At 62.3% G+C, this 19,990-nt stretch carries 21 protein-coding genes; 7 read left to right on the top strand and 14 right to left on the bottom strand.

Annotated features, from left to right (window positions below):
• Positions 1–292 precede the first annotated feature (292 nt).
• Positions 293–721 (bottom strand): hypothetical protein, encoded by a 429-nt coding sequence (locus tag AC5RW2_RS32870; RefSeq protein ID WP_493961858.1) that lies wholly within the window; start codon positions 719–721, stop codon positions 293–295.
• Between the two features lie 596 nt (positions 722–1,317).
• On the opposite strand from AC5RW2_RS32870, the gene AC5RW2_RS32865 reads away from it, so the two are divergent.
• Positions 1,318–1,755 (top strand): hypothetical protein, encoded by a 438-nt coding sequence (locus AC5RW2_RS32865; RefSeq protein ID WP_493961857.1) that lies wholly within the window; start codon positions 1,318–1,320, stop codon positions 1,753–1,755.
• Positions 1,756–1,902: 147 nt separating this feature from the next.
• Positions 1,903–2,118, top strand: coding sequence for a hypothetical protein (locus AC5RW2_RS32860; protein ID WP_494074945.1), 216 nt, complete (start codon positions 1,903–1,905; stop codon positions 2,116–2,118).
• A 452-nt stretch (positions 2,119–2,570) separates the two neighbouring features.
• Here AC5RW2_RS32860 and AC5RW2_RS32855 read toward each other — a convergent pair whose 3' ends face one another.
• The 4 genes from AC5RW2_RS32855 to AC5RW2_RS32840 form a co-directional block, all read right to left on the bottom strand.
• Complete coding sequence (locus tag AC5RW2_RS32855; RefSeq protein ID WP_493941351.1) at positions 2,571–2,723, bottom strand: hypothetical protein; 153 nt, start codon at positions 2,721–2,723, stop codon at positions 2,571–2,573.
• A 203-nt stretch (positions 2,724–2,926) separates the two neighbouring features.
• On the bottom strand, positions 2,927–3,931 hold the full coding sequence (locus tag AC5RW2_RS32850; protein ID WP_493961856.1) for a DUF4192 domain-containing protein: 1,005 nt from the start codon (positions 3,929–3,931) through the stop codon (positions 2,927–2,929).
• 349 nt (positions 3,932–4,280) lie between these two features.
• Positions 4,281–4,709, bottom strand: coding sequence for a hypothetical protein (locus AC5RW2_RS32845; protein WP_493961855.1), 429 nt, complete (start codon positions 4,707–4,709; stop codon positions 4,281–4,283).
• A 1,408-nt stretch (positions 4,710–6,117) separates the two neighbouring features.
• Entirely contained in the window at positions 6,118–7,326 is a 1,209-nt protein-coding gene (locus tag AC5RW2_RS32840; RefSeq protein WP_493961854.1) for an IS110 family RNA-guided transposase, read from the bottom strand.
• A gap of 814 nt (positions 7,327–8,140) precedes the next feature.
• Here AC5RW2_RS32840 and AC5RW2_RS32835 point away from each other — a divergent pair.
• The 3 genes from AC5RW2_RS32835 (at position 8,141) to AC5RW2_RS32825 (ending at position 10,264) form a co-directional block, all read left to right on the top strand.
• Complete coding sequence (locus AC5RW2_RS32835) at positions 8,141–8,596, top strand: hypothetical protein (RefSeq protein ID WP_493961853.1); 456 nt, start codon at positions 8,141–8,143, stop codon at positions 8,594–8,596.
• Entirely contained in the window at positions 8,593–8,907 is a 315-nt protein-coding gene (locus AC5RW2_RS32830) for a winged helix-turn-helix domain-containing protein (protein WP_493961852.1), read from the top strand. Before AC5RW2_RS32835 ends, AC5RW2_RS32830 begins: the two co-directional genes overlap by 4 nt.
• Before the next feature lie 1,093 nt (positions 8,908–10,000).
• Positions 10,001–10,264: a hypothetical protein gene (locus tag AC5RW2_RS32825; protein WP_493961851.1), complete on the top strand. Its 264-nt coding sequence runs from the start codon at positions 10,001–10,003 to the stop codon at positions 10,262–10,264.
• A 364-nt stretch (positions 10,265–10,628) separates the two neighbouring features.
• On the opposite strand, the gene AC5RW2_RS32820 is transcribed toward AC5RW2_RS32825, so the two are convergent.
• The 5 genes from AC5RW2_RS32820 to AC5RW2_RS32800 form a co-directional block, all read right to left on the bottom strand.
• Positions 10,629–10,901 carry a hypothetical protein gene (locus tag AC5RW2_RS32820; RefSeq protein ID WP_493961850.1) on the bottom strand — a complete coding sequence of 91 codons (273 nt, stop codon included), beginning with the start codon at positions 10,899–10,901 and terminating at the stop codon, positions 10,629–10,631.
• A gap of 27 nt (positions 10,902–10,928) precedes the next feature.
• Positions 10,929–11,612, bottom strand: a complete 684-nt coding sequence (locus AC5RW2_RS32815) for a response regulator (protein WP_493961849.1) — start codon at positions 11,610–11,612, stop codon at positions 10,929–10,931.
• The gene (locus tag AC5RW2_RS32810; protein WP_493961848.1) at positions 11,605–12,981 is read right to left on the bottom strand and encodes a sensor histidine kinase; all 1,377 of its coding nucleotides are present in this window, start codon (positions 12,979–12,981) and stop codon (positions 11,605–11,607) included. The genes AC5RW2_RS32815 and AC5RW2_RS32810 overlap by 8 nt, the downstream gene beginning before the upstream one ends.
• 299 nt (positions 12,982–13,280) lie before the next feature.
• Positions 13,281–14,084 (bottom strand): hypothetical protein, encoded by an 804-nt coding sequence (locus tag AC5RW2_RS32805; RefSeq protein ID WP_494074944.1) that lies wholly within the window; start codon positions 14,082–14,084, stop codon positions 13,281–13,283.
• 18 nt (positions 14,085–14,102) lie between these two features.
• Positions 14,103–14,558, bottom strand: coding sequence for a hypothetical protein (locus AC5RW2_RS32800; RefSeq protein ID WP_493961846.1), 456 nt, complete (start codon positions 14,556–14,558; stop codon positions 14,103–14,105).
• A gap of 113 nt (positions 14,559–14,671) precedes the next feature.
• Between AC5RW2_RS32800 and AC5RW2_RS32795 the strand changes: the two genes are divergently transcribed.
• Entirely contained in the window at positions 14,672–14,980 is a 309-nt protein-coding gene (locus AC5RW2_RS32795; protein WP_493961845.1) for a PLDc N-terminal domain-containing protein, read from the top strand.
• Between the two features lie 172 nt (positions 14,981–15,152).
• Complete coding sequence (locus AC5RW2_RS32790; protein ID WP_493961844.1) at positions 15,153–15,476, top strand: histone-like nucleoid-structuring protein Lsr2; 324 nt, start codon at positions 15,153–15,155, stop codon at positions 15,474–15,476.
• Positions 15,477–15,776: 300 nt separating this feature from the next.
• Here AC5RW2_RS32790 and AC5RW2_RS32785 read toward each other — a convergent pair whose 3' ends face one another.
• From AC5RW2_RS32785 to AC5RW2_RS32770, 4 genes are all read right to left on the bottom strand, one after another.
• Positions 15,777–17,171, bottom strand: a complete 1,395-nt coding sequence (locus tag AC5RW2_RS32785) for a DUF7793 family protein (protein ID WP_494074943.1) — start codon at positions 17,169–17,171, stop codon at positions 15,777–15,779.
• A 226-nt stretch (positions 17,172–17,397) separates the two neighbouring features.
• Positions 17,398–18,351 carry a DMT family transporter gene (locus AC5RW2_RS32780; protein WP_493961843.1) on the bottom strand — a complete coding sequence of 318 codons (954 nt, stop codon included), beginning with the start codon at positions 18,349–18,351 and terminating at the stop codon, positions 17,398–17,400.
• A gap of 176 nt (positions 18,352–18,527) precedes the next feature.
• Positions 18,528–19,223: a ScbR family autoregulator-binding transcription factor gene (locus AC5RW2_RS32775; protein WP_493961842.1), complete on the bottom strand. Its 696-nt coding sequence runs from the start codon at positions 19,221–19,223 to the stop codon at positions 18,528–18,530.
• 126 nt (positions 19,224–19,349) lie between these two features.
• The gene (locus AC5RW2_RS32770) at positions 19,350–19,493 is read right to left on the bottom strand and encodes a hypothetical protein (RefSeq protein WP_493961841.1); all 144 of its coding nucleotides are present in this window, start codon (positions 19,491–19,493) and stop codon (positions 19,350–19,352) included.
• Between the last annotated feature and the right edge of the window lie 497 nt (positions 19,494–19,990).

Raw genomic sequence — 19,990 nt, 5'->3', positions numbered from 1 at the left:
AGCTCTGCGGAGCCGGCACTGGACCCAACAGCCGGCCGCGCCAGCGGACGCCCGAATCAGTGCGAGCCCTGCGAGCACCCTCTTTGTCCAGCAGCCTGTTGGACTTTTCCGGTGCCGGCCAGGGACCCGGGGCGGGTCCGGGGCGGCAAGGTGATGAGCGTCGGACTTTTCGGGATTGGCGGGCCGCCGCCGGGGACCACGGCGGCAGCTGCACCGTGCGGCGGCCCGCCCGAACTGTCGCCGGGAGCAGTTGGTGGCCGAAGCTGAGCGGTCCGGCCACCATGGGTGCTGGTTAGGCGGCGTGGACGGTGCAGGGCATCCGGTACCGGCCGGGCAGTTCCGCTACCGTCTCGGGCAGGTCTGCCGGTCCGTGGGCCTGCCCGTTCTTCCAGTGGAAGAAGGCCTGCTCGGTGATGGCGTCCCACTGCCGGGCCTTGGTCCGGTAGTAGGTGGTTTCCACGTCGCCCTCGCAGTAGGTGGCGATGCCGAACAGGTTGCCGATGGCATCGGCGGTGCGGATCGCGGCGACCATGACGTAGGGCCACTGGCCAAGGTCCCAGCCCTCGCTCCCCCAGCTGGGAATCACGGTCCAGCCGTGTTCGGCGATGAGGTCCATCCACTCGTACCCGCCGTCGGCGTGGTAGTCGCGCAGGACCGGGGCGTCGGTGATGACCTCGCCGGTATCGGCGGTGGTTACCGTCTCGGTGGTGATGGCGTCCATGGTGTTGCTCCTTTTGCAGAGGAATGTGGTGGGTGGGGCGACCAATGGTGACCGGCCAGCTTCCCCGCTCCCCCGTTGTTTTTTGGTTGCTGGCAAGCTTGCTTGCTCGGCGGCCGACGGAGGCCCGTCTACCCGTAGGGCAAGGCCGGGAAAATCCTCGGAGGAAATAAGCGAGGAACGAGCGCCGGAGAGGAATTTCCGGGGCGCAGGCCCCGACGAAGGAGGGGCTAGACGGGGTGGAGCGGACGCCTAGAATCCGCAGGACAGCAACCAGAAAACGTCGTAGACACAACAGGGCCAGGGGCGGCGGAGCTCTCCGGAGCCGGCACTGGACCCAACAGCCGGCCGCGCCAGCGGACGCCCACCAGGGTGTAGCGCAGCGAAACCCCAGCGCGCCCCGCGCGCTGCTTCTGCGAAGGGTAGGCGCATGAATGACCCGGCAGCGCAGCATCCCAGCTCTCGTAGCGGCCGCCCGCGGACCGGGCCGGGCTATTCACGGATTCAGCGGATCCTGGCGCCAGCCCGTCCCCCTCTTGCGCCGTCTGCTGGCTCGCCGACCCTAGTCCGATTGGCGATCCAGCCCTTACGCTGAGCCCATGAATAGGATGCGGGCGCTTCTAGCAATTGCAGCTCTTGCAGCGCTTCTGGCCGGATGCGGAAGCTCCGCCAGCAGCGGAGCCTCAGGCAAAATCGTCACCGGGCAGAACGGCGAAATGCTGCTGGTGCACCCACGCAGCGCCCAGGCGAACTCCGTGATGGAAGCCGCTTTCGACGGAACACTTGTCATAGGCGAGGACGATTGCATTATCGGGAGGACCAGCGATGGGCGGGACTTTGGGCTGCTGTTCCCGGCAGGGGCACAGCTCGGAGCTGGTGACCCGCCGACCGTTGAAGTGGAAGGCCACTCCCTTCAGGTCGGAGATCTCGTCAGTTTCGGCGGCGGATACCTATCCCGTAGCGACATTGGAAAGATACTGGGTGGTACACCGGACCAGTGTCTCCGCGAGGAGACGTTCTACGTCCAGACTTTCTAGCATTCCGTTTCCTGAAGGCACGCGCCAGCGTGACCGACTCCAGCACCGCTTTGACCGTTGATGCGTGCCATGCCTTGCCCGTGGCTGTGGTGATGCCTTCGGCCCGGCTCCAGTCCCCTACACGATCAACCGCCTACACTTTCGGACATGAGACAGCGGCAGCAGACCCAGCCCCCACCGCTATGGGCAGTTATCTTCTGGGCAATTGCAGGAGCATGGTGGATCTTCGTTGCCGTTATTGATGCACTACCACGGTTGCGTTGGGTCGGCCTGTTGCTGGGATTGGTGTTACTCGGTGTTTTCATTGCCCAGTTTCTGGCATGGCGGAAGGCAAAACGATCCGCAGGCACTGAACACCGTTAGTCGCTCAGAGAGAGTGGTCCCGTCCCCTGGAGGGCACGCCGCAGCGTTGCCGACTCCAACACTGCCTTGCCGCTGGATGCGTGCCGCCCCTTGCCCGTCGCTGTGAACCGTACAGAGCCTCCTGCACCTGCCTCTCGTCCTACTCCAGACACAGAGAAGGGCGGGCGTCAGCCCGTTCCGTTCATGCGCGTCTAATGGGCAGGCGCTAGGCTTCCTCAATGGAGCCCGTAGCCGTATTTGGTGCCTGCTTAGTTCTCCAAGGGGCTATAGGACTGGCGGCAAGAAGATTCTTGGCTAGAGCCGGTGCAGGGATGTACTCCCTCGTATACCCCAGTAGAGACGCCAAACGATTCGAACGCCTACAGCTCCGCAACATCTTGATCTACGCAATCGCCCTGAATGGTATCGGCTTCGCCTGCATCATCTGGCCCTTAGCTGCCGGCTCTTGACCGTCACTGCTCGTCGAGTCGGTGGTCTTCGACGGGCCGGTCAACGGGTCCTACGATCGGCCCTGCGGTCAGCAGGCTCAGTTCCAGGATGTCTTCCAGCGGGCTCGCGTCCGGGGCAACGGTATCGTCTTCGGTCATGCGGAAGGGATCGACCACGTGCGGGGCTCCTTGACTGTCTGGGATGGCTCGTCCCTTCACAGTATCGGCTGTTCCTGCTGCCCGGCTGGAAGTCGCTGCGCCCGCGACAGCGTCCAACGCGGCCGGAGGAGCCCTGGCGGCGGAGGCCGCCGCGCACCTGGGAAACCCAAACAGGCAGGCCGAACCCCTGTGTGTGGGGTCCGGCCTACGGGTTTAGCGGCTCAGGTGTCGGTCATACGCCTTCTTCGGGTGCGGGTGCAGTCGGCGAGCAGGCCGCGGTTGACCAGTTCGCCAAGAAGTTCGGCGAGCCGGTAACCGGCCACGTCCTGAAGCGCGAGCTTGAAGTAGCGGGCGGCGAAGCTGGACTTTCCTTTGAGCCATTCCAGCCAGCCGATCAGGCAAAGCATCGGTGCGCGCTGACCCTCGGGGGTGGCTTTCATCAGTTCAAACGCGACTTCCTGGGCGGTGTCCACGCGGGCCCAATCAGGGCGGGCGGGGAACACCCCGAGCATGACGGAGGTGAACTGTTCGGGTGCGTGGGTGATGATGTCACCCATCATGTAGTCCCGGATGGTGCGATGCTGCAACGCTCCTGCCAGCTGGTGCGCGGTCTGGGTTGTCAGGCTCTTGGGATCAGCGAGCACCTTGGACCACGCTGCGCGGCTGGCTTCGACGTCTTCGGGCCAGCCGTCGGGCTTGTGCGCGGCGATCGTCTCGCGTGCTGCCTCGTCTCCGGTGAACGGTGCCGGTGTGGTGAACCCGGTAACGGCACTCCCCCGGTAGATCAGGGCGGCGTTGCCGTTGCTGGTGGTAATGGCATCCAGTGACTGGTTGGGGCAGCAGCCGGTGTCCGTGCAGTGGTAGTTCCGCCACAATTCGGAGGTCACCAGCCAGGCATCCTGCAAGGGCATCCCGGCGGTTGCCAGTTCGGTGCGCAGTGCCTGCACGTGCCCGGAGTAGGGGCGCGGATCCTCGGTGGCGTCCTCGTCGGTGTAGACCACCAGCAGGCTGCCGGTGGCGGCTTCGTCGGCGGTCAGGTAGCTGACGATCGTTTGGGCGTAGCCGACCGGGTCCTGCCCAAACGGGGCATCGACGCGCAAGGTCGCGCCGAGTTTGTTGCCCTGCATGGTCAGGGCGACGAAGGACTCCGTGGGGGCTTCTCCCAAGGTGTGCGGGATGAAGGCAAGGATGTCGGCAGGGCCGGTGAACTTGATGCGGTCGTTCATGGTGTTGCTCCTTTTGCAGAGGATTCCGGTGGGTGGGGCGACCAGTGGTGACCGGCCAGCTTCCCCGCTCCCCCCGTTGTTTTTTGGCTGCTGGCGGAGCTTTGCGGAGCTGTGCCTGACGCAGGCCCGTCTACCCGCAAGGGCAAAGGGGTGGGAAATTCCTGGAGGAAATAAGCGAGGCATGAGCGCCGGAAGGAAATTCCTGCCCCTGCAGGCCCCGACGAAGGAGGGGCTGGACGGGGTGGAGCGGGCACGTACGATCCGAAGGAATCTCAATGATGTTGTCAACCGCTCCGGGCCCGGGGTCGGCTGCCCGGCAGAAGAGCAGCCGGGCAGCCAAAACGAGGTCTTAGCGGGTCCAGCCGGGGTAGGGCATCCGGTAGGCGGCGGGCAGTTCGGCTGCGGTGGAGGGCAGGTCGGCGGGGCCGTCGGACTGGCCCATCTGCCAGTGGAAGAACACCTCGGTAGTGATCGCTTCGAAGCACGCGGCCTGGGAGCGGTACCAGCGGGCGCCGGTGTCGCCTTCCACGTAGGTTCCGTAGCCGAACAGTTCCCCCGTCTCGTCCCGCGTGCGGGCCACGGTCAGGATGATCAGAGGCCAGGCTCCGGCGTCCCAGCCCTCGGAGCCCCAGTTCGGCAGGGCGGCCCAGCCGCTGCCTTCGAGGGTTTCCATCCAGTCGTATCCGCCGCCGGTGCGGTCATCGGCGGGAAGTCCGGGGACGGCGATGGTCTCGCCGGTGTCGGCGGTGGTCGTGCGGGTCATCGTTGAAATGCTCATGCGTTGGCTCCTTGGTTCACAGGTGGGGCGGGAACCCGTTGGTGACCAGCAGTTCCGGTTCCCTCTCCCCCGTTGTTTTGCCTGCTGGCGGAGCTTGCGGAGCTGTGGCCGACGGAGACGGTGCAACCCGTGAGGGCAAACGGGCAGGAGTTTGGTGAGGAAATAAGCGACGCAGGAGCGCCGAGGCAAAGTCGTGGGAGTGTAGCCGGCCGAAGGCCGGTTGAACCGCCGGAGCGGGCACGTATGATCCAACGGACAGCAGCAAAAAGACAGAAGAGTTTTTTACTGTCCGAGCGGAGCGAGGTCCGCTTTCCGATGCGATCTACTGCCGAATCCCGATCCGTCATGGGACACTCAAATCCTCGCCGAAAGAAGAAACGATTGAACGCCCCAAAACTTGCAAGTCGAAATTCCAGCGCGGCGTACTCGTCTGCGTGCTTACTCTCGGAGTGCTGTCAGTTGTCTGGATCGGTGGAGTGCTCTGGGGCATCCTGGATGAGGGCAACGTTCCATCTGACTCAGCTTTTCCTCCTGTTCCTCCTCCCAGCGCAATCAAGTCAATCTCCACACAATGCGGCTCGGGCGGTTGTTGGAGGCAAATGACTATAGAAATCAGACCGCCACAATCTGCAGAATCAGTTGCTGCTGAGATGGGTGTCACGTCGGACCGCTGCGGGGCCTTGAACCTATGGACGTTGCGCAAAACCTGCGTAGGACCGACCGCTAGTAACGATGGGGAACTCAAAATCTACCTAGGCTTCTCCGAGTTGCTGTCGAAATACTAGGTTCGCTGGAGGTCTCCACTTCTGAAGCACCGGGATCCCGCAGCTGCGCTGCGGAATGAGCTCGAAGGATCGCCCTCCTGTATCGAGGTTGTGGTTGGCTGATCTTGTGACCGATTCGAGCAGGACCACACCTTCGTACCCAGCGCGTCGGCGTCTCATCATCGCTGTAGTGGTTTGGGTGCTAATCATCCGGACGCTCATCCTCGTGGCTGCCGACGCTGCGAAGGTGCCGGACGTATGGACCACGGCAGTCAGCATCGCGCTGTTACTCGCGATCCTCATCCCCATGTCGCTCGCCGCAGTGAGAGAACTCAATGAGGCTCGAATGCGAGGAGACGCGCCTCCTCCTCAAGTTCCTACGCGCCGTTCACTCGTCGCCTTCGGAATCTTCACGGTCCTTTTTTGGGCACTGGCCGTCTGGGCCGTTTCTTTCACTGGGGAGTTCGTTTTCCCTCTGCTCCCGATACTCTGCACCGTCTGGCTCGTAGTGCGCATTCGTAGGTACAACCATGCAGGAAAACCGATCGAGCCCAGAAGAGCACCCCATAACGAGTGAATGCATGATCGGCTTATGCGACGAGGCAACCGCCAGCCGAGCTGTAAAGCCGCACAACCGTGAGGTTTCAGGCAGCTTCTATCGGAGCTGGAACTCCTGGACGGGGCCCGTATGTTGTTCCGTCGCGCAGCATGGCCCATAGGACGTTGAGTCGGCGCCTGGCCAGGGACAGCATGGCCTGGATGTGGGTTTTGCCATCGGTGCGTTTGCGGTCGTAGTAGGTCCGTGAGACAGGGCAGCTTTTCAGGGCCGAGAGGCCGGAAAGGTAGAAGACGCGCAGCAGCCGCCGGTCATAGCGCCGGGGCCGGTGGTGGTTGCCGGTGATCCTGCCGGAGTCCCGCGGTGCAGGGGCGAGTCCGGCGACGCCGGCGAACCGGTCCGCGGTTTCAAAGACGGTGAGGTCCCCACCGGTGGCGCCGAGGAACTCCGCGGCGAGGACGGGTCCGAAACCGGGCATACTCAGCAGCACCTCTGTGTGCTGGTGTTGGATGACTTTCTCACTGATCAGCGCATCGAGTTCGGCCAGTTCCCGGTTCAAGGTAAGGATTTCCCCAGCGAGGGCGGCGACGATCCCCTCCCCCATGTGCTGCGCGGGAACGATGGTGTGCTGGGACTTGGCAGCCTCGGTTGCTGCTGCGGCGACGGCAGCCGAGGAGCGGGCACCGTGCTTCTTCAGCCAAGCATGGATCCTGGCTTCTCCAGCCCGGCGGATTCCGTCCGGGGTCCGGTGTTTGGTCAGCAACAACAGGGCTGCCTTGGAACGGCTGTAATCGAAGGCTCGTTCCAGCGCGGGAAAGTATTCCAGCAGCTGGGCCTGCAAGCGGTTGATCGCCCGGACCCGGTCCGCGGATTTGTCGGCGCGCCGTGCGGTGAGAATCCGCAGACCCGTGCTGATTTCGTCTCCAGCTTGCAGAGGTTGCAGGTCACGGCGCATTCTGGCCTGATCGGCGATGACGGCAGCGTCTTTGGCATCGGTCTTGCCCTCGCCCCGGTAGAGCTTGGACGCGTGGTAGACCGTCCGTCCCGGGATGTAGAGAATGTTCTGGCTGTGGGCGACGAGCAGGGCGATCAGCAGCGCCGATCCGCCGTGATTCAGGTCCGTCGCCCAGACCACCTCGTCCCCGTCGCCAAGTTTCAGGACGTTTGCGATGAGCTCGAGCAGGGCTTCTTCGTCGTTGGGGACTTTCTGCGACAGCAGCCGATTTCCGTCGGCGTCGACCACAACACAGTGATGGTTGGCTTTGCCGGCGTCAACGCCGGCCCAAAGTTTCACCAAGAACAGCCTCCAGTCTGTTGGATGGGTAGAGCCCAGCAGATAACCGCGCCGTCGTGTCCTTATCCGGCGATCGTGTCGCGTCTCTCAATCAGCGGTCGGGTCATCGCGGGGTGGCGGGCGGCCAATCCTTCGAAGCCGTCACGCGCGAGTCGTCCGGTACAGCAGCCAAAGCCATACCCGCCTCCCCTGGGTAGCCACGACCCTACAATGGCCGCGGAACTGAACCCGGTAACAACATAAGGACAGCAGCCATAAGGACAGCAGCCAAAAAACGTCGTAGACACAACAGGTTCAGGGACGGCGGAGCTCTGCGGAGCCGGCACTGGACCCAACAGCCGGCCGCGCCAGCGGACGCCCACCAGGGCGTAGCGCAGCGAAGACCCAAGGCTTTTAGGGGCCCGGGTTATGCCCATTGGCGGGTAGGTGGAGCCCTCCGCACAGCTCAAAGCTGTCCCCACTGGGTAAAACCCGGGCCTTCGTTGTCGTACCTCTCCCCCATGATGCGCCTCTGGCCGGGACACGCCCTCCCAGGTTCAGAAGCTCACGGGTAAGGCCGTGCGAGTCGAGTTCATAAAAGAAGGACTGGTCTTCACGGCCACGGCCGACTCGGCGGGCAGCCGCAACGTTCCCGCCACCCCGCCTCCGGCGGCCACAGGAATGCTGACGCGCTCACCAGTGGCGCTGGCGATCCGATTGCTTCTCGTGCAAAGCACTATTTATACACAGATCTTAGAAACAAGTAACCACTTGCCTTATGGAAAGTAGTTACTGTATCGTTGAGTTATCAGTTGCGTAGGCCAATAGAGGAGCTTCCATGACCGGCATTCCGTCCGACGAGTCACGCCACAGCCTGCATGAGCAGCTTCAGGCAGCCGAATCCGGCGGGAACGGCGGCGCACGAATCTCACGCTTCGCCGATTTGGCCGGGGGCCGCTACGCCTTCGCCATGGCGGCTCTGATTTCGCTGTACCTGCTGGTAGTTGTCTACGTCTATCCACAGGAAAATCTGTGGTTGGATATCACAACCACAGCGGCTTTCGTCGCCGGCATTGTCGGCACCTGCATCGGATACGGGCGACGGCGGCGCGCTTCCAGCCTCGGCTGGTCCAAGCGCTATTCGTCTGGCTTCGCGTTCAGCCTCGCCTTATTCGCGGTCGGCGTGGCATCGCTGGATTCTGCCGATGCACGGCCCGCCTGGCTCTGGATACCCTATGCCGCACTGACGGGGCTTCCCTTGCTGGCCGCCGGCCTTATCCGGAACAGCCGATGAGCACCGACAATGCCTCGACACATCCCAGGCTGCTGCTCGACGAATACCTGAGCCTTCCCGTCCGACTCAGTATTGCCGCTGCCCTGGCCCGGGTTGAAGATGCCGAGTTCGGAACCGTGCGCGACGCCATCGAGGTAAGTGATCCCGTCCTCAGTAAACAGGTAACAATTCTCGAGGCCGTCGGATACGTGGACGCGAGGAAGGGATACGTCGGCAAACGGCCCCGCACCTGGTTGAGCCTAACCGACACAGGGCGCGCGGCACTGCAAAGGCACCTGCAAGCCCTACACGCCCTGATCGCCGACCTGTAAACCCTCCCGCCCGACGACAGTCTTCCACCACCACTACTCCGATGAGCAGCTTCGGCCCGACACCAAAGTCAAACCGCCGATATCGGCGCTTCTGTCACTGGGCCCTCGGGCTCTGCCCTAAGCGGGCAGAGATGACGCAGACTGTTCGTGTGCCCGAGTTAAGCATCAAGCGCAGATCAAGCGTCGGCATTGTCGCCGCGGTCGCTGCGTTTCTTTCGGCAGCGTGCACACCTTACGTATGCCCGGCAATTGGCTGGTCAAGTAGCCTTTCCGTTGAATTGGAAGGTGACACGCACCTTGTCAGTGAGGTTCAGGCCTGTCATAAGGGCGAATGTTCCAGGCCGACGGATTTCCAAGCCGACCCCATCGATTCCTACAGGCCCTTTGATCCCGATAGGCCTGCCCGTTCGAGTTCCGTCCCTACTGCTACGTTCGAGCCGTCCCTTTACTACTCGACACGCATCGACGACAGCACCTGGGCCATCAGCTTCTTGTCAGCTCCCGACACCATCACGCTTCGTGCTCTCGCAGCGAACGGGACCGTTTTGGCTGAGGAACAAGTCGAGTTGAATTGGACCCGTGTCGGCGGGACGGAACGCTGCGGAGGGCCGTTGGAAGCCGACCCCATAGTGCTCGTGTTGTAGCCGCATCGGACCGCATCCTCCGTGCCTGCTCAAACGGCACAGCGTCTTACCGGCTTTGGACAGTGCCGCCTTGGACGGCTTGGAACTCTTCGCCATGTCGTTGCCTCCTTCCAGTGGTGAGCGCGGATTTGCCGCTACATGTCCCTGCAGTGACCGCACAGGGGGAAGCCCGCAGTGCCGGAGAGCCGGTTGTGTGGCGGGATCTGCTGACCGCGCATTTCCGCCTCCCTGTCTGGCATCACCGGTCGGTGATGGAGCACAAGCTATCGGCTGCCACCGACACTAAATGACGCCCGAGCCGTTCAACGTCGATTGCGACCCTAACCACGCGTTGTTCAGCTGAACATCTTCTGCCCCGCCGTCCGAGGCTCAATTTATGGACGGTCCGCACCCTGAGCCGGTGGTCAAAATGTCACGAGGATAAGAGAGCGAGACGCTACGGTGAGCTTATGGCTTCCATCGTTTCGGCCCCGGGAGACCTGATCATCGCCACGAGCGATGGCATCGACGTTCGCTTTGCCGGGATCCGGGTCGACATCGATCTTCCACCTCATGTCGACTCATCCAATGGCGGCTGCGGAATCCATATCAGTCTTGAGGGAGTTCGAGGACCTGAGACGCGGCAGCGCGACGTTCACTTTGATGCCGCCCGGCAAGCGTGGGTAGAACGACGGAAAACACACGGAGCGATGCTGCCGGCGATCCGCCAATGATGCCCGGGGTGCCCGTCTTGGATGGAGTGGGAGTTCGGGTGACAGATGACATCGGAACTGAATACCGATGGGCAGGGGGCCAAGCCGCGGGAGACGGAACCGATTGGGAAGCCTTCTCGTTCTACTCCCCTGCACCACCGCAGACAGCGCAAACCCTCCGGCTTTCGTTCACTCTCGACGGTAAGCCGACAGGTAAGGAATGCAGGGTCCGACTCCTGTGAATCAGCGCTGGACAGATTAGATGAGAGTGCCACCTCCGGTAGAGGCTTCTACACAGCACCGTACCCGCGCGCTGGAGGCAGCGGCGGTCTCCGCGATCCTGGTCATCACAGTGAACGGTTGCGGTCAAACCGCGGTCGGCGCCTCACTGGTTCGAGACAGATATTGTATTAGCCGGAGCAGGAACGCTCCTCACCGTCAGCCGGCCTTGAGGATTCTCGCCTACCTGTCGCCTACTCCAACGCGGGTAACTGAGGCGGTCCCGAAGTGCTGTGAACATCAGGGCCGCCAACCGGGCGGTGCCGGCCAGCATCAGCACGGTGGTGAAGATGAGAAGGTGGGCGAGGATAAACAGGAAACCGAGCCCGAGGGTCAGGAGAAAGGTCATGTGGAGGGCGACCGTTGAAAGGTCCATCATTTGTCCTTGAATTTTCCTTCCTTCTGTTTAGGTGCCCAGTAGACTGCGTTCGTGGGCGAAGGCGACCAACTGGAGACGGGTGCGCAGTTCGAGCTTGTCCAGCACGCTCCGCAGGTGGGTTTTGATGGTGGCCTCAGAGACGAACAGGCTCTCTGCCATCTCACCGTTGCTCAGGCCTTTGGCCGCGAGCAGGAAGACGTCCCGCTCCCGCACCGACAGCACATTTAGTACGGACAAGTCCGGACCGGTAGCGGGAACGGTGCGGGCTGCATGCTCAAAGAGCGAGTGGATGGATCCGGGGGCGATGACGGAGTAGCCGGAGTGAACGGTCCGGATCGCCGCCAGTAGAAATTCCGGTTCCGCGCTCTTGAGCAGATACCCGCTCGCCCCGGCCTGCACCGCCTGGACCACGGCCTGATCCCTGTTGAACGTGGTCAACGCAATGATCTTCGGCTTGTCGATTCCGGCCGCCGCGGCGTGCTGCACGATCCGCCGGGTGGCTTCGACGCCATCCATAACCGGCATGCGCAGGTCCATCAGCATCACGTCCGGACGCCGTTCGATGGCCAGGGCCACCGACGCTTCCCCGTCACCGGCCTCTCCCGAGAATTCCAGGTCCTCCTGGCTCTCTATCAGCATGCGAATACCTGACCGGAACAAGGGCTGGTCGTCCACCAGGGCCACGGTAATCCGCGTCGCGCCATCAGCCACGGTTGTCCGCTTCCCGTGCGGCTCCGGTCTGCCGGGGAAGGCCGGTGGCGGCGAGGGCCGGCTGGACTTCCGCAGCCGAAATTTCACCGAAAGTGTCCGTTGCTGCGTCGTCGGCTGTATCGTTCGTTGCCCTGGCTTCCCGGGCCCCGTAGGGGATAAAGGCTGTCACCCGGAAGTGTTCGCCGTCCGGTCCCGCCGTCAGCCAGCCGCCGGCCAAGTGGGCGCGTTCGCGCATGCCGGGAAGCCCCCTCCCGACACGGCTCGTGGCCGGATCCGCAGTGTCTGCTTTGCCGGTTGGGGGGACGGCCGAGGCCACGTGCAGAGTCAGGCCCGGCCCGCTCCAGTCAAAGTGGAGCTGCACATCTGTGCCGCGCCCGCCATGCTTGAGGGCGTTGGTCAGGCATTCCTGAACGATTCGGAAGACGGCCATCTCCTGCCCGGCAGAGAGTTCCACGGGCGTTCCGGACTCGGTCGGGTGGATCTTCAAACTGCCGTGCCGCATGCCTTCGATGAGTGCCGGGATGTCGCCCAGCGCCGGCTGGGGCGCCGCCATACCGTCGTCGTGGACTCCCTCGATTACCCGTTGGGCGTCCACCAGGGCGCTGCGGGCGGACCGGGCGATCGTGTCCAGGGCGTTGAGGACGGCTTGGGGCTGGTCCTTGCTCAGGTAGCGGGTTCCATCGGCCTGCGCGGCGACGACGGCCAGGGAATGAGCGAGGACGTCGTGCAGATCCCGGGCGATGCGGGTCCGTTCCTGTTCCACGATCAGGTCGATCTCGGTTTCCTGCAGACTGCTCTGCGCCAGTTCGCGGGCCCGGAACAAACCGCCCCGTTCCTGGTACAGCGCCGTCAGGCCGCCGACGGCGGCGCAGGCCCCGGCGATCAACATGAGGAGCGCAAACAGTTGCCAGCCATAGTTCTGGAGCATCCACCGGTCGCCGGCGTACGCAGGCGGGAACCAGCCGACGCCGTCGCCATATCTCCACGAGAGCATCAGGAACGCCATGACGGCGGCGGCGGCCACGTTTACGCCGGCAGCGATGTACCGCTGGCGCGGCGGGGCAACCCACATGATGAAGCCAAGAGCGACGAAGGAGCCCAGGTAAATGGCCCAGTGATTGGATTCCATCGGCGGCAGAATGTGGCTCATCTGTCCGGTGAGGAGTGCAACGGTGAACCCGAGGGAGATCAGCGGCTTCCAGGCGGCAGTGGCTACCGCCAGTGTCATCAGCACCAGCGGCCAGTTCCCTGGCCATGACTGCCAGGATCCTCCCATCCTTCCTGCCTCGGCAATGCACCACAGGGTGAAGAAAAGGACGGCCGCCACGGGGGCGCCCCAATGCCGCACGAACTTCAGAACCGGTTCCATGCCAGTCACCCTACCCACGGCAATCACACCGTTCCCGCCATTTCGCGGCAATCTCAACCAAAAAGCTGAATGATTCATTCTTTGAGCCAGCTTTTGGGTCTGCTGCCAATGATTCATCCTTTGAGCCAGCTTTTGGGTCTGCTGCCGGAGAACGGCCATCCACCGCAGGCCTTTCGTCGATAGCACGACGACAGGCAAGCATCGAGTGCCAACGTGCTTCGCCGGGTGATCTGGCCAAGAGTGAACATCATCAGGAAGTCGGTTCGCCCGCGCTACTTCGCTCCGTCGCGGCGTGCAGATCAGGGATAAACCAGCAGGTTCTTGTGCAGCTGGCGCCATCCGTCAGCCAGTTCCGTAGCGGCGTCATAGTCATCGACAACCAGCTTCGCTTTCACACCAGCGGCCTCCAGTTCAACACTGGGGAGGTCTCCGCAGGCGGCAGAAGCCGTGTCTGCTGTTAGGTTCTTCACGACCACACAGATATCGCCCTTGTCTGGATCGTTCGGCATTGCCGCGTAAAACGCGTGGGCGTCGTCCTTAGCCAGCAGCCGCGCGCTGTCTGCCTTGACGCCGAATAGATACTTGGCGTCGACGGTCAACGTGTCGACTGATTCTGCCGGAGCGTCGAGGGCAGCCAGCCGGGGTTGCGGATCAACAAGGCCGCGCACCAGCAGGTTGGGGTGCAGGTAGCGCCAGCCTTCGGCCAGGTCCTTGCCTGAGTTGTAGCCGCTGAATACCAGCTTCGCCTCCAGGAGATCGTCACTGTCACCAAATCCCAGGCCCACGTAGGGGTTGGTCTCGCCGCAGCCCATGGACTCGCTGCCTTCGTCAAACTGGATGATTACGCACAGGCGGCCGAATTCGCTTTCCGTGCTGCCTGACACTGGCACCAAAGAATAGAACTTGTAGCCGCCCTCTTCTGCCAGCAGCTGCTTGTTGGATGATTGGGCGGGCAGGTTCTTGGAACCGCCGGCAGCGGCGGCATCAGTCGAACTGGCGGGACCTTCAGGATCGGACGGCGCGGACTTCGGCCCACTCGTGCAGCCGGCCAGAGCCAGCAAAACAGCAGCACCGGCTGCCAGTTTGCTCAAAGTGCGCATCATGTTCCCTGTCTGTGAGTATTACTGCTTCACTGCGTACTTGGCGCCGAGATTCTCGGCGAGAACTTCCAGGTCCGCATTTCTTTCGGGATCCTCTACGCCAACCGCAACTTCCGCGAAATCGACGACAAACCAGTTGCGGCCTTCTACGAAATAGACAGATCCAGGGTTGCCAGCAGCAGTGGAGAAGAGTTTATGGACGTTGTCGTAGGCTTCCTGGCTGTCGAACCAGAAAACTTCAACTGTCTCAGTGCATCGGATCGCTTCCCCCGTAGGCCCAGGCGTGCCAATAAACAGTGGGTTACCAGCGTCATCCGCGCAGTTCAGCACCTCGTCGACTGCCTTATAGGCGTCCTCCAGTGTTGCGTACTCCGGCGATTCCTGGCCTGCACCACTTCCGGCACCGCAGGCGGTAATCGAGCCAAGAAGCCCGAGTACCGCCACCAAAGGCAAGTGCCGCTCCGCGCGCAGAACCACTCGTCTCCCCCATCCGTTTGTGCAACGTTTGTCCCACCCTAAGCGCGGAAGTGTGTGGAGAGCAGGGAATCGGACGTTGCGAAGCAATAACTTCCTAAAATTCGGAGCGAGGCGTGGCTGCCCCACCAGTTGCCCCGGGTAAGCGCCCTCGCTTCGTCTGGGCCACTGCAAAGAGGCCCTCCCCCCGCTCGGGTCCGACGGACTATTTCGTGCTTTCCACGACTACGTTTAGTCCGGCTCCGGCAAGTGTCGTCGCTTTCGTCATTGTGGCTCTCGCCCAGTTTGCTAAAGCCAACCAACTAAACGAAGTTGCCCGCGCTCTCTGGGTCCTGATTGTGATCGTGGCGCCGGTCGCGGGCGCGCTTGCCTGGTTCTGGATCGGCTCGCGTCAGCGGAGAAGTCCGATCAGCGGCCACAGCTAATGAGGGCCATCTGTAGAGTGTCAATGTTGAATTCGGGACCCGCGTGGGCTTGTGCCGTAGATTAGAGGTTGCAATCGTTTTAGCGGCGAGGCTGGGGACCCCGCCGGGTGGAACGATTGCAAGGAACACCTAGAGGCGTTGTTCCCTTTCCGATAACTAGAAAGTAATAAATTTGGCTCAGAAAGTCGTAGTGCAACTAATCGATGACCTGGATGGCTCTGAAGCGGATACCACGGTCAACTTTTCTTTGGACGGGGTCGCGTATGAGATCGACCTTACCGACGGAAATGCCCGTCAGCTTCGCGAAATCCTGAAGAAGTACATTGGCGGTGCCCGCAAAACCGGCAAGACCGGCAGGCCCCGCCAGCCCCAAATTACTAATGGCGGACCCGCACCCAAGGACGTACGCGACTGGGCTGCCGCGAACGGTGTTGCCGTAAACGCCCGCGGGCGGCTCAGCTCCGACGTCGTAGAGAAATATCTGGCAGCTAACTGAAATTGCACTATCAACAGCCCCGGCAGGTATTCGCCGGGGCTGTTCCAATGCTCCGCAAAATGCCACCGAGCACTTCAGCCAATGTCCACGAACAGGGGCAATCGCGGCCCCGTCAGCCGGGCCCGGCGATCATGCTGCCAGCGCAGACCTCGCCCTCCCCCGGCACGCCAACAAGTAAGGCGACGACCTGACCTCCACAACCCCTTATCCCCGGCGGCCGCGTGCATAGATACTCGACCGGAACCGAGCATCCCTGCCTTGCCTTTCCGGCCGCCTCGTCACGCTACGGAGTACAGGCAATTAGGGGTTCATCGCGCCAATCCTCCGGCCGGTTCTGTTGGCTCTTCTGGTCCTCTCCAGATACCTGAGGAACCTGGCGGATGAAGTCACCGCCCGCAGGAGCTTTTCTGGGGTGTCGTGTTTCCCGCCCTGTATGTATTCGCAGAGGAGCTCAGTTTTTTCCGGGTACTTCAAGATGAAGTCGATGATCCCGGTGCCTTCGTTAACGATGCTGTACCGGGCATCGTAGATGTCCGTATATTCGCGATAGCAGACAGCCAGCCCGTGGTGGTCGCCCTCGGTGACCAGCACCCGCGCCAGCGATGCTCCGACACTGATGATGTTCCTTTGTGCGCCGATGCCGACTTGTCCGGGCCAAGGAGAGTAAACAAGTCCGCTCACCAGGCTGATCGCGTCACGGCTTTCCTGACGGACGTTGTGTCCTGCACTGTCACGGTCGACGAGGCGCGCGGTTGTGATCTTTCCCGGGTTCAGCCGGGCACGCCGGATACCGCTGTTGGCGACGCGCAACCGTGCGTGAAAGTAGGTATGTTGGGCCGTGTTGATCCAAAGAGCCAGTTTGGCCGGAGAACGGCGGTAATGCCGGTAGAGGTGGCTTGCGATCAAGGAGCGTTCGGCGGCTGCACATCTGCCGATCAGATTTGCGAAGGCGGCAACGCCGCCGGCGTCCATGATTTCGGCGACACCGAGTGCCATGGAGAAAGCCTTGGGCTGGGTCTTGCCGCGGAAGGCCTTGGTGATGACGTCCAGCGTTTCCGCTGATACCTGCGCAGGTCGTTCCGGCGTCAACTCATCGGCGGCAGGCCTCTGGATGGGCGACGACGGCGCCTCGGGCTGTGCCTCCACGGCGTGATGGACCAGCTTGGCCAACGCTGCGCTGATGCGGAACCGTCGTGCGGGGATGATCGTCCCAACGACTGCGGCGAAGTCGGAATCGCCCTGCTGTTGAGTCTGTGGAAGTGCATCCGGGGTGCTCTTGTATCGCCCGTCTGTGAGCCAATGCCACGCTTCGGCGTCTTTGGTGAAATATGTAGCCGGGTAAGTGGGCCGGTGGAGCGTGCGGAAGAACTCCACGATCGTGTGCTCGACCGGGGAAGTTCCGACCAGCGCCATCCTGGTCGTGGGAAGGCATCGGGCAAATTTTGCCAGTGCTGCCGAACTGGCCGAATGCATTCCGTGCAGGTCGACCAGCATCGGCCTGGGCTCATCTCCGCAGAGCTCTTCGATGAGCGATATCGTCGCCAAAGCATCGGGCTCTTCGACCGTTGCGTGCGACGGCCAGCGAACGAATATGACGCCAGCAGAAAGGAACTCGACGTCGGGAATGCAAAGCCCATCGCGACCCCGCGCCGGCCGATCGTCGCTTCGGCTGATCAATGGGGATACAGAATGCATGGCGGCCTTCGGAAAGTTTTGGTAAAGGTTTCATCAAGAACCCCGCCAAATCATAAACCCGTGGAGTCGTTACTACAAGTTTCAACTATTCAGCAGACTTACCTTATTGAATGTGGTCTAGGTTCGCCTCTGGCTCTGAGTGTGAATCGAGAAGTATTCAGGCTTCTAGAAGCAATTTGCGAACAAAACTTGTCGGCCAGCAGCATCTCTCGATAAGAGCATTGAATTACCTCGAGCTACGGCCCGATACGCGCGAAGGCACCAAAGCGGCAAGGCGCCCGTGCGCTGCCATGATGCCGAGGATGACCAGAGAGGCGCCGAGTGGTTGGTGCCATCCGAGAGGTTCTCCAAGGAACACCGTCCCCAATACGACACCAACAACCGGAGACAAATAAGTGACCGCAGCAGCGTTGGCCGCACCCCATGCAGTGACGATGTTGTTGTTCCAGACGTAGGCCATGCCCGTGCCGAAAACTCCCAGGATAATCATGCTCACCGTCGTGGCACCGCTGAGTTCTTCGATCGGCGTACTGGCCAGCCAAGGCGTTGCGGCGATCATGAGCGCGGCACCCAGCAGAACTTGGACGAAGGCCAGAGCAGAGGCGCTCAAGCCTCGGCCGGCAACGAAGCGCCTCAAATATGTGAAGGCAAGGGCATAGCAGGTGGCGGCAGCGAGGCAGGCAAGTTGCCCGGCCAAACCCTTCCCGTCCCCGAGGCCGTTCCACGGGCCCATGATGATGACTACGCCGACGAATCCCAACCCCAAACCGAGGCTGCGGTGGCGGGTTAAGCGCTCGGCAGTCAAGGCCAGAGCCGCGACCAACATGGTGATCAGCGGAGTCGTGGCATTGAAGATACTGGCCAGGGCCGAGGAAATGAACTGCTCAGCCCAGGCAAACAGGGTGAACGGCACGACACACAGCAACATGGTCACGACCAACAAATGCCCCCACACCCGCAGATCAGATGGAATTGGGCGGCGAGTTACCAACATCAAAAACCCCAGGGCGACCGCGCCGATAACCATACGAGCCCATACCACCTGCGGCGGTGAAAGGTCACGCAGACCGAGCTTAATGAGCAGGAAACTGGACCCCCAAGCCAGCGCAAGCAACACAAACTGAGTTACGACACCTGCACGTGTTTGAGCGAACCCGCGTCCCATCGATTCCTCTTTCAATCAACTTCGTTGCCCTGGAGGCCTTGACCCTGCACCTCATCACTTGGCAGACGCCGGAACAACCCAAAATGTGAGATCGCCGCCGAATCCCGACGAAAAGACCCGCTGCAAGAAGATGGCTTGTGGTGTGCTGCGGCCGTTCCCACTGTTTCCTGTGGGGTGGGTCCGCACGTCTCCTAATCATCCGGCTCTTTTTCACCGTCGACGTGTGGTTCGGCGCCGGCCAGCGCCAGTAACCGTCCGATGCCCGTGCCGGCGGCTTCATGGATGATGCCCGGCAGCAGGATCTGCCACATATGCCCGATCCTTTCCATCACATCGGCCCTGTCCGTCATCACCGCAGATACCAGCTGGACTCCGGTGAAGCATGCCACCACCAGGCGCGCCAAGGCGTCAGGGTCGGTTCCGGGCCGGAGCTGGCCGGAGGCTGCTGCTTTCGCTGACAGGGTTTCCAGAACTTTGATCCAGTCGCTGTAGGGTTCCTGGACCCGGTGGCCGAACGCGGAGGCCTCGAAGGTGAGCCGGATCCCTCCCCTGACCTTCGGGTCACTGGCCAGGCGCCTGCCGAACTCCCGGCACATGATGATCATCGCCTCCAGTGGCGGGTGGCCCTGCTGCAGGACAGCGAGGGCGTCCTCGGTAACGATCCGGTGCTGGGCTGCCATGACCGCTGCTGCCAGCTCTTCCTTCGACCGGAACCGGCCCTCGATATCCATCACTGTCACCCCGGCCCGCCGGGCAATGTCCTTCAGTTCCGTGCGGGTATATCCGCGCTCCCCGAAAACGTCTGCGGCGGCGTCGATGAGCGAGGCCCGCAAGATTTGTTCGCATTCCTGAACCGACAAGTCTCCATCATCCCTTCGCACGGTCATCCGATCTCCTGTTCCGGCCCCGCCCCCGGAGTGGCCGGCGCATGGGCATGATTCTTTTTCCGTCCGCGCAGCAGCCTGCTGCGCAATGCAACATGCATGACTCCATGGCCGGCCCTGGCTTCGTCTTTAGGACAGGCGCCGGATGCATCCCGGGCGGTGCTGGACATAGATCGGCAGGGCCAGCTGGATGTGGACCGTCCCGACCGGCTCGTCCAGCAAGTCGTTGATCGAGGTCTGCCCTTCCAGCTCGACGATGCGACTCTTCTCCATGAACCGACCCTACGTGCCGCAGGAGCAGCCGAATCCAAGACACGCAATGATCCCTCTGATTCCGTGCAAAGTGACGGCGTCTACCTGAGCGTGTAAGCAACCGGGGACCCTGACACGGCGAACGCCCCGCACCTGCGGTCCACAATTCGTTGGAATCCGGCGCCCGGGGGCCTTCTGAGCCGGCTGAGGAAGCGCCGGAGAGGAAAGCGGAGGGCCCGCCTTCCCATCTCCGGCTCCCCGTTCGCGTGACTCCCCGCCGTGGCAGCACCTGTCTGGGACGAGTAGTGGGATTTGGGGTGTGATTAGTTTGCAACGGCACCGGATAGTGCGCCCGCTGGGTTTGAGCGGTTGCTGCGGAAGGCGGGGGCCGGCCTGCAGCGTGCCGCGCTGGACATAGTCGCCACCGCCGCCGTGGGTCTTCTGGCCTTGCTGGCGTTGGTGGCTGCAATATGGTCAATGTTGGGGTTGGTGCCCGTGAGGGATGCCCCCGATCCTGT

The organism is Arthrobacter sp. B0316-1-20 (genome assembly GCF_059091865.1).
This window is presented reverse-complemented; position numbering and strand designations above follow the sequence as displayed.

Coding starts and splice junctions, on each gene's coding strand:
- AC5RW2_RS32805 (WP_494074944.1), bottom strand. CDS start 14,084: ATGATGCGCACTTTGAGCAAACTGGCAGCCGGTGCTGCTGTTTTGCTG.
- AC5RW2_RS32820 (WP_493961850.1), bottom strand. CDS start 10,901: ATGATGGACCTTTCAACGGTCGCCCTCCACATGACCTTTCTCCTGACC.
- AC5RW2_RS32845 (WP_493961855.1), bottom strand. CDS start 4,709: ATGAGCATTTCAACGATGACCCGCACGACCACCGCCGACACCGGCGAG.
- AC5RW2_RS32775 (WP_493961842.1), bottom strand. CDS start 19,223: ATGACCGTGCGAAGGGATGATGGAGACTTGTCGGTTCAGGAATGCGAA.
- AC5RW2_RS32770 (WP_493961841.1), bottom strand. CDS start 19,493: ATGGAGAAGAGTCGCATCGTCGAGCTGGAAGGGCAGACCTCGATCAAC.
- AC5RW2_RS32870 (WP_493961858.1), bottom strand. CDS start 721: ATGGACGCCATCACCACCGAGACGGTAACCACCGCCGATACCGGCGAG.
- AC5RW2_RS32835 (WP_493961853.1), top strand. CDS start 8,141: ATGACCGGCATTCCGTCCGACGAGTCACGCCACAGCCTGCATGAGCAG.
- AC5RW2_RS32830 (WP_493961852.1), top strand. CDS start 8,593: ATGAGCACCGACAATGCCTCGACACATCCCAGGCTGCTGCTCGACGAA.
- AC5RW2_RS32850 (WP_493961856.1), bottom strand. CDS start 3,931: ATGAACGACCGCATCAAGTTCACCGGCCCTGCCGACATCCTTGCCTTC.
- AC5RW2_RS32865 (WP_493961857.1), top strand. CDS start 1,318: ATGAATAGGATGCGGGCGCTTCTAGCAATTGCAGCTCTTGCAGCGCTT.
- AC5RW2_RS32860 (WP_494074945.1), top strand. CDS start 1,903: ATGAGACAGCGGCAGCAGACCCAGCCCCCACCGCTATGGGCAGTTATC.
- AC5RW2_RS32785 (WP_494074943.1), bottom strand. CDS start 17,171: ATGCATTCTGTATCCCCATTGATCAGCCGAAGCGACGATCGGCCGGCG.
- AC5RW2_RS32825 (WP_493961851.1), top strand. CDS start 10,001: ATGGCTTCCATCGTTTCGGCCCCGGGAGACCTGATCATCGCCACGAGC.
- AC5RW2_RS32810 (WP_493961848.1), bottom strand. CDS start 12,981: ATGGAACCGGTTCTGAAGTTCGTGCGGCATTGGGGCGCCCCCGTGGCG.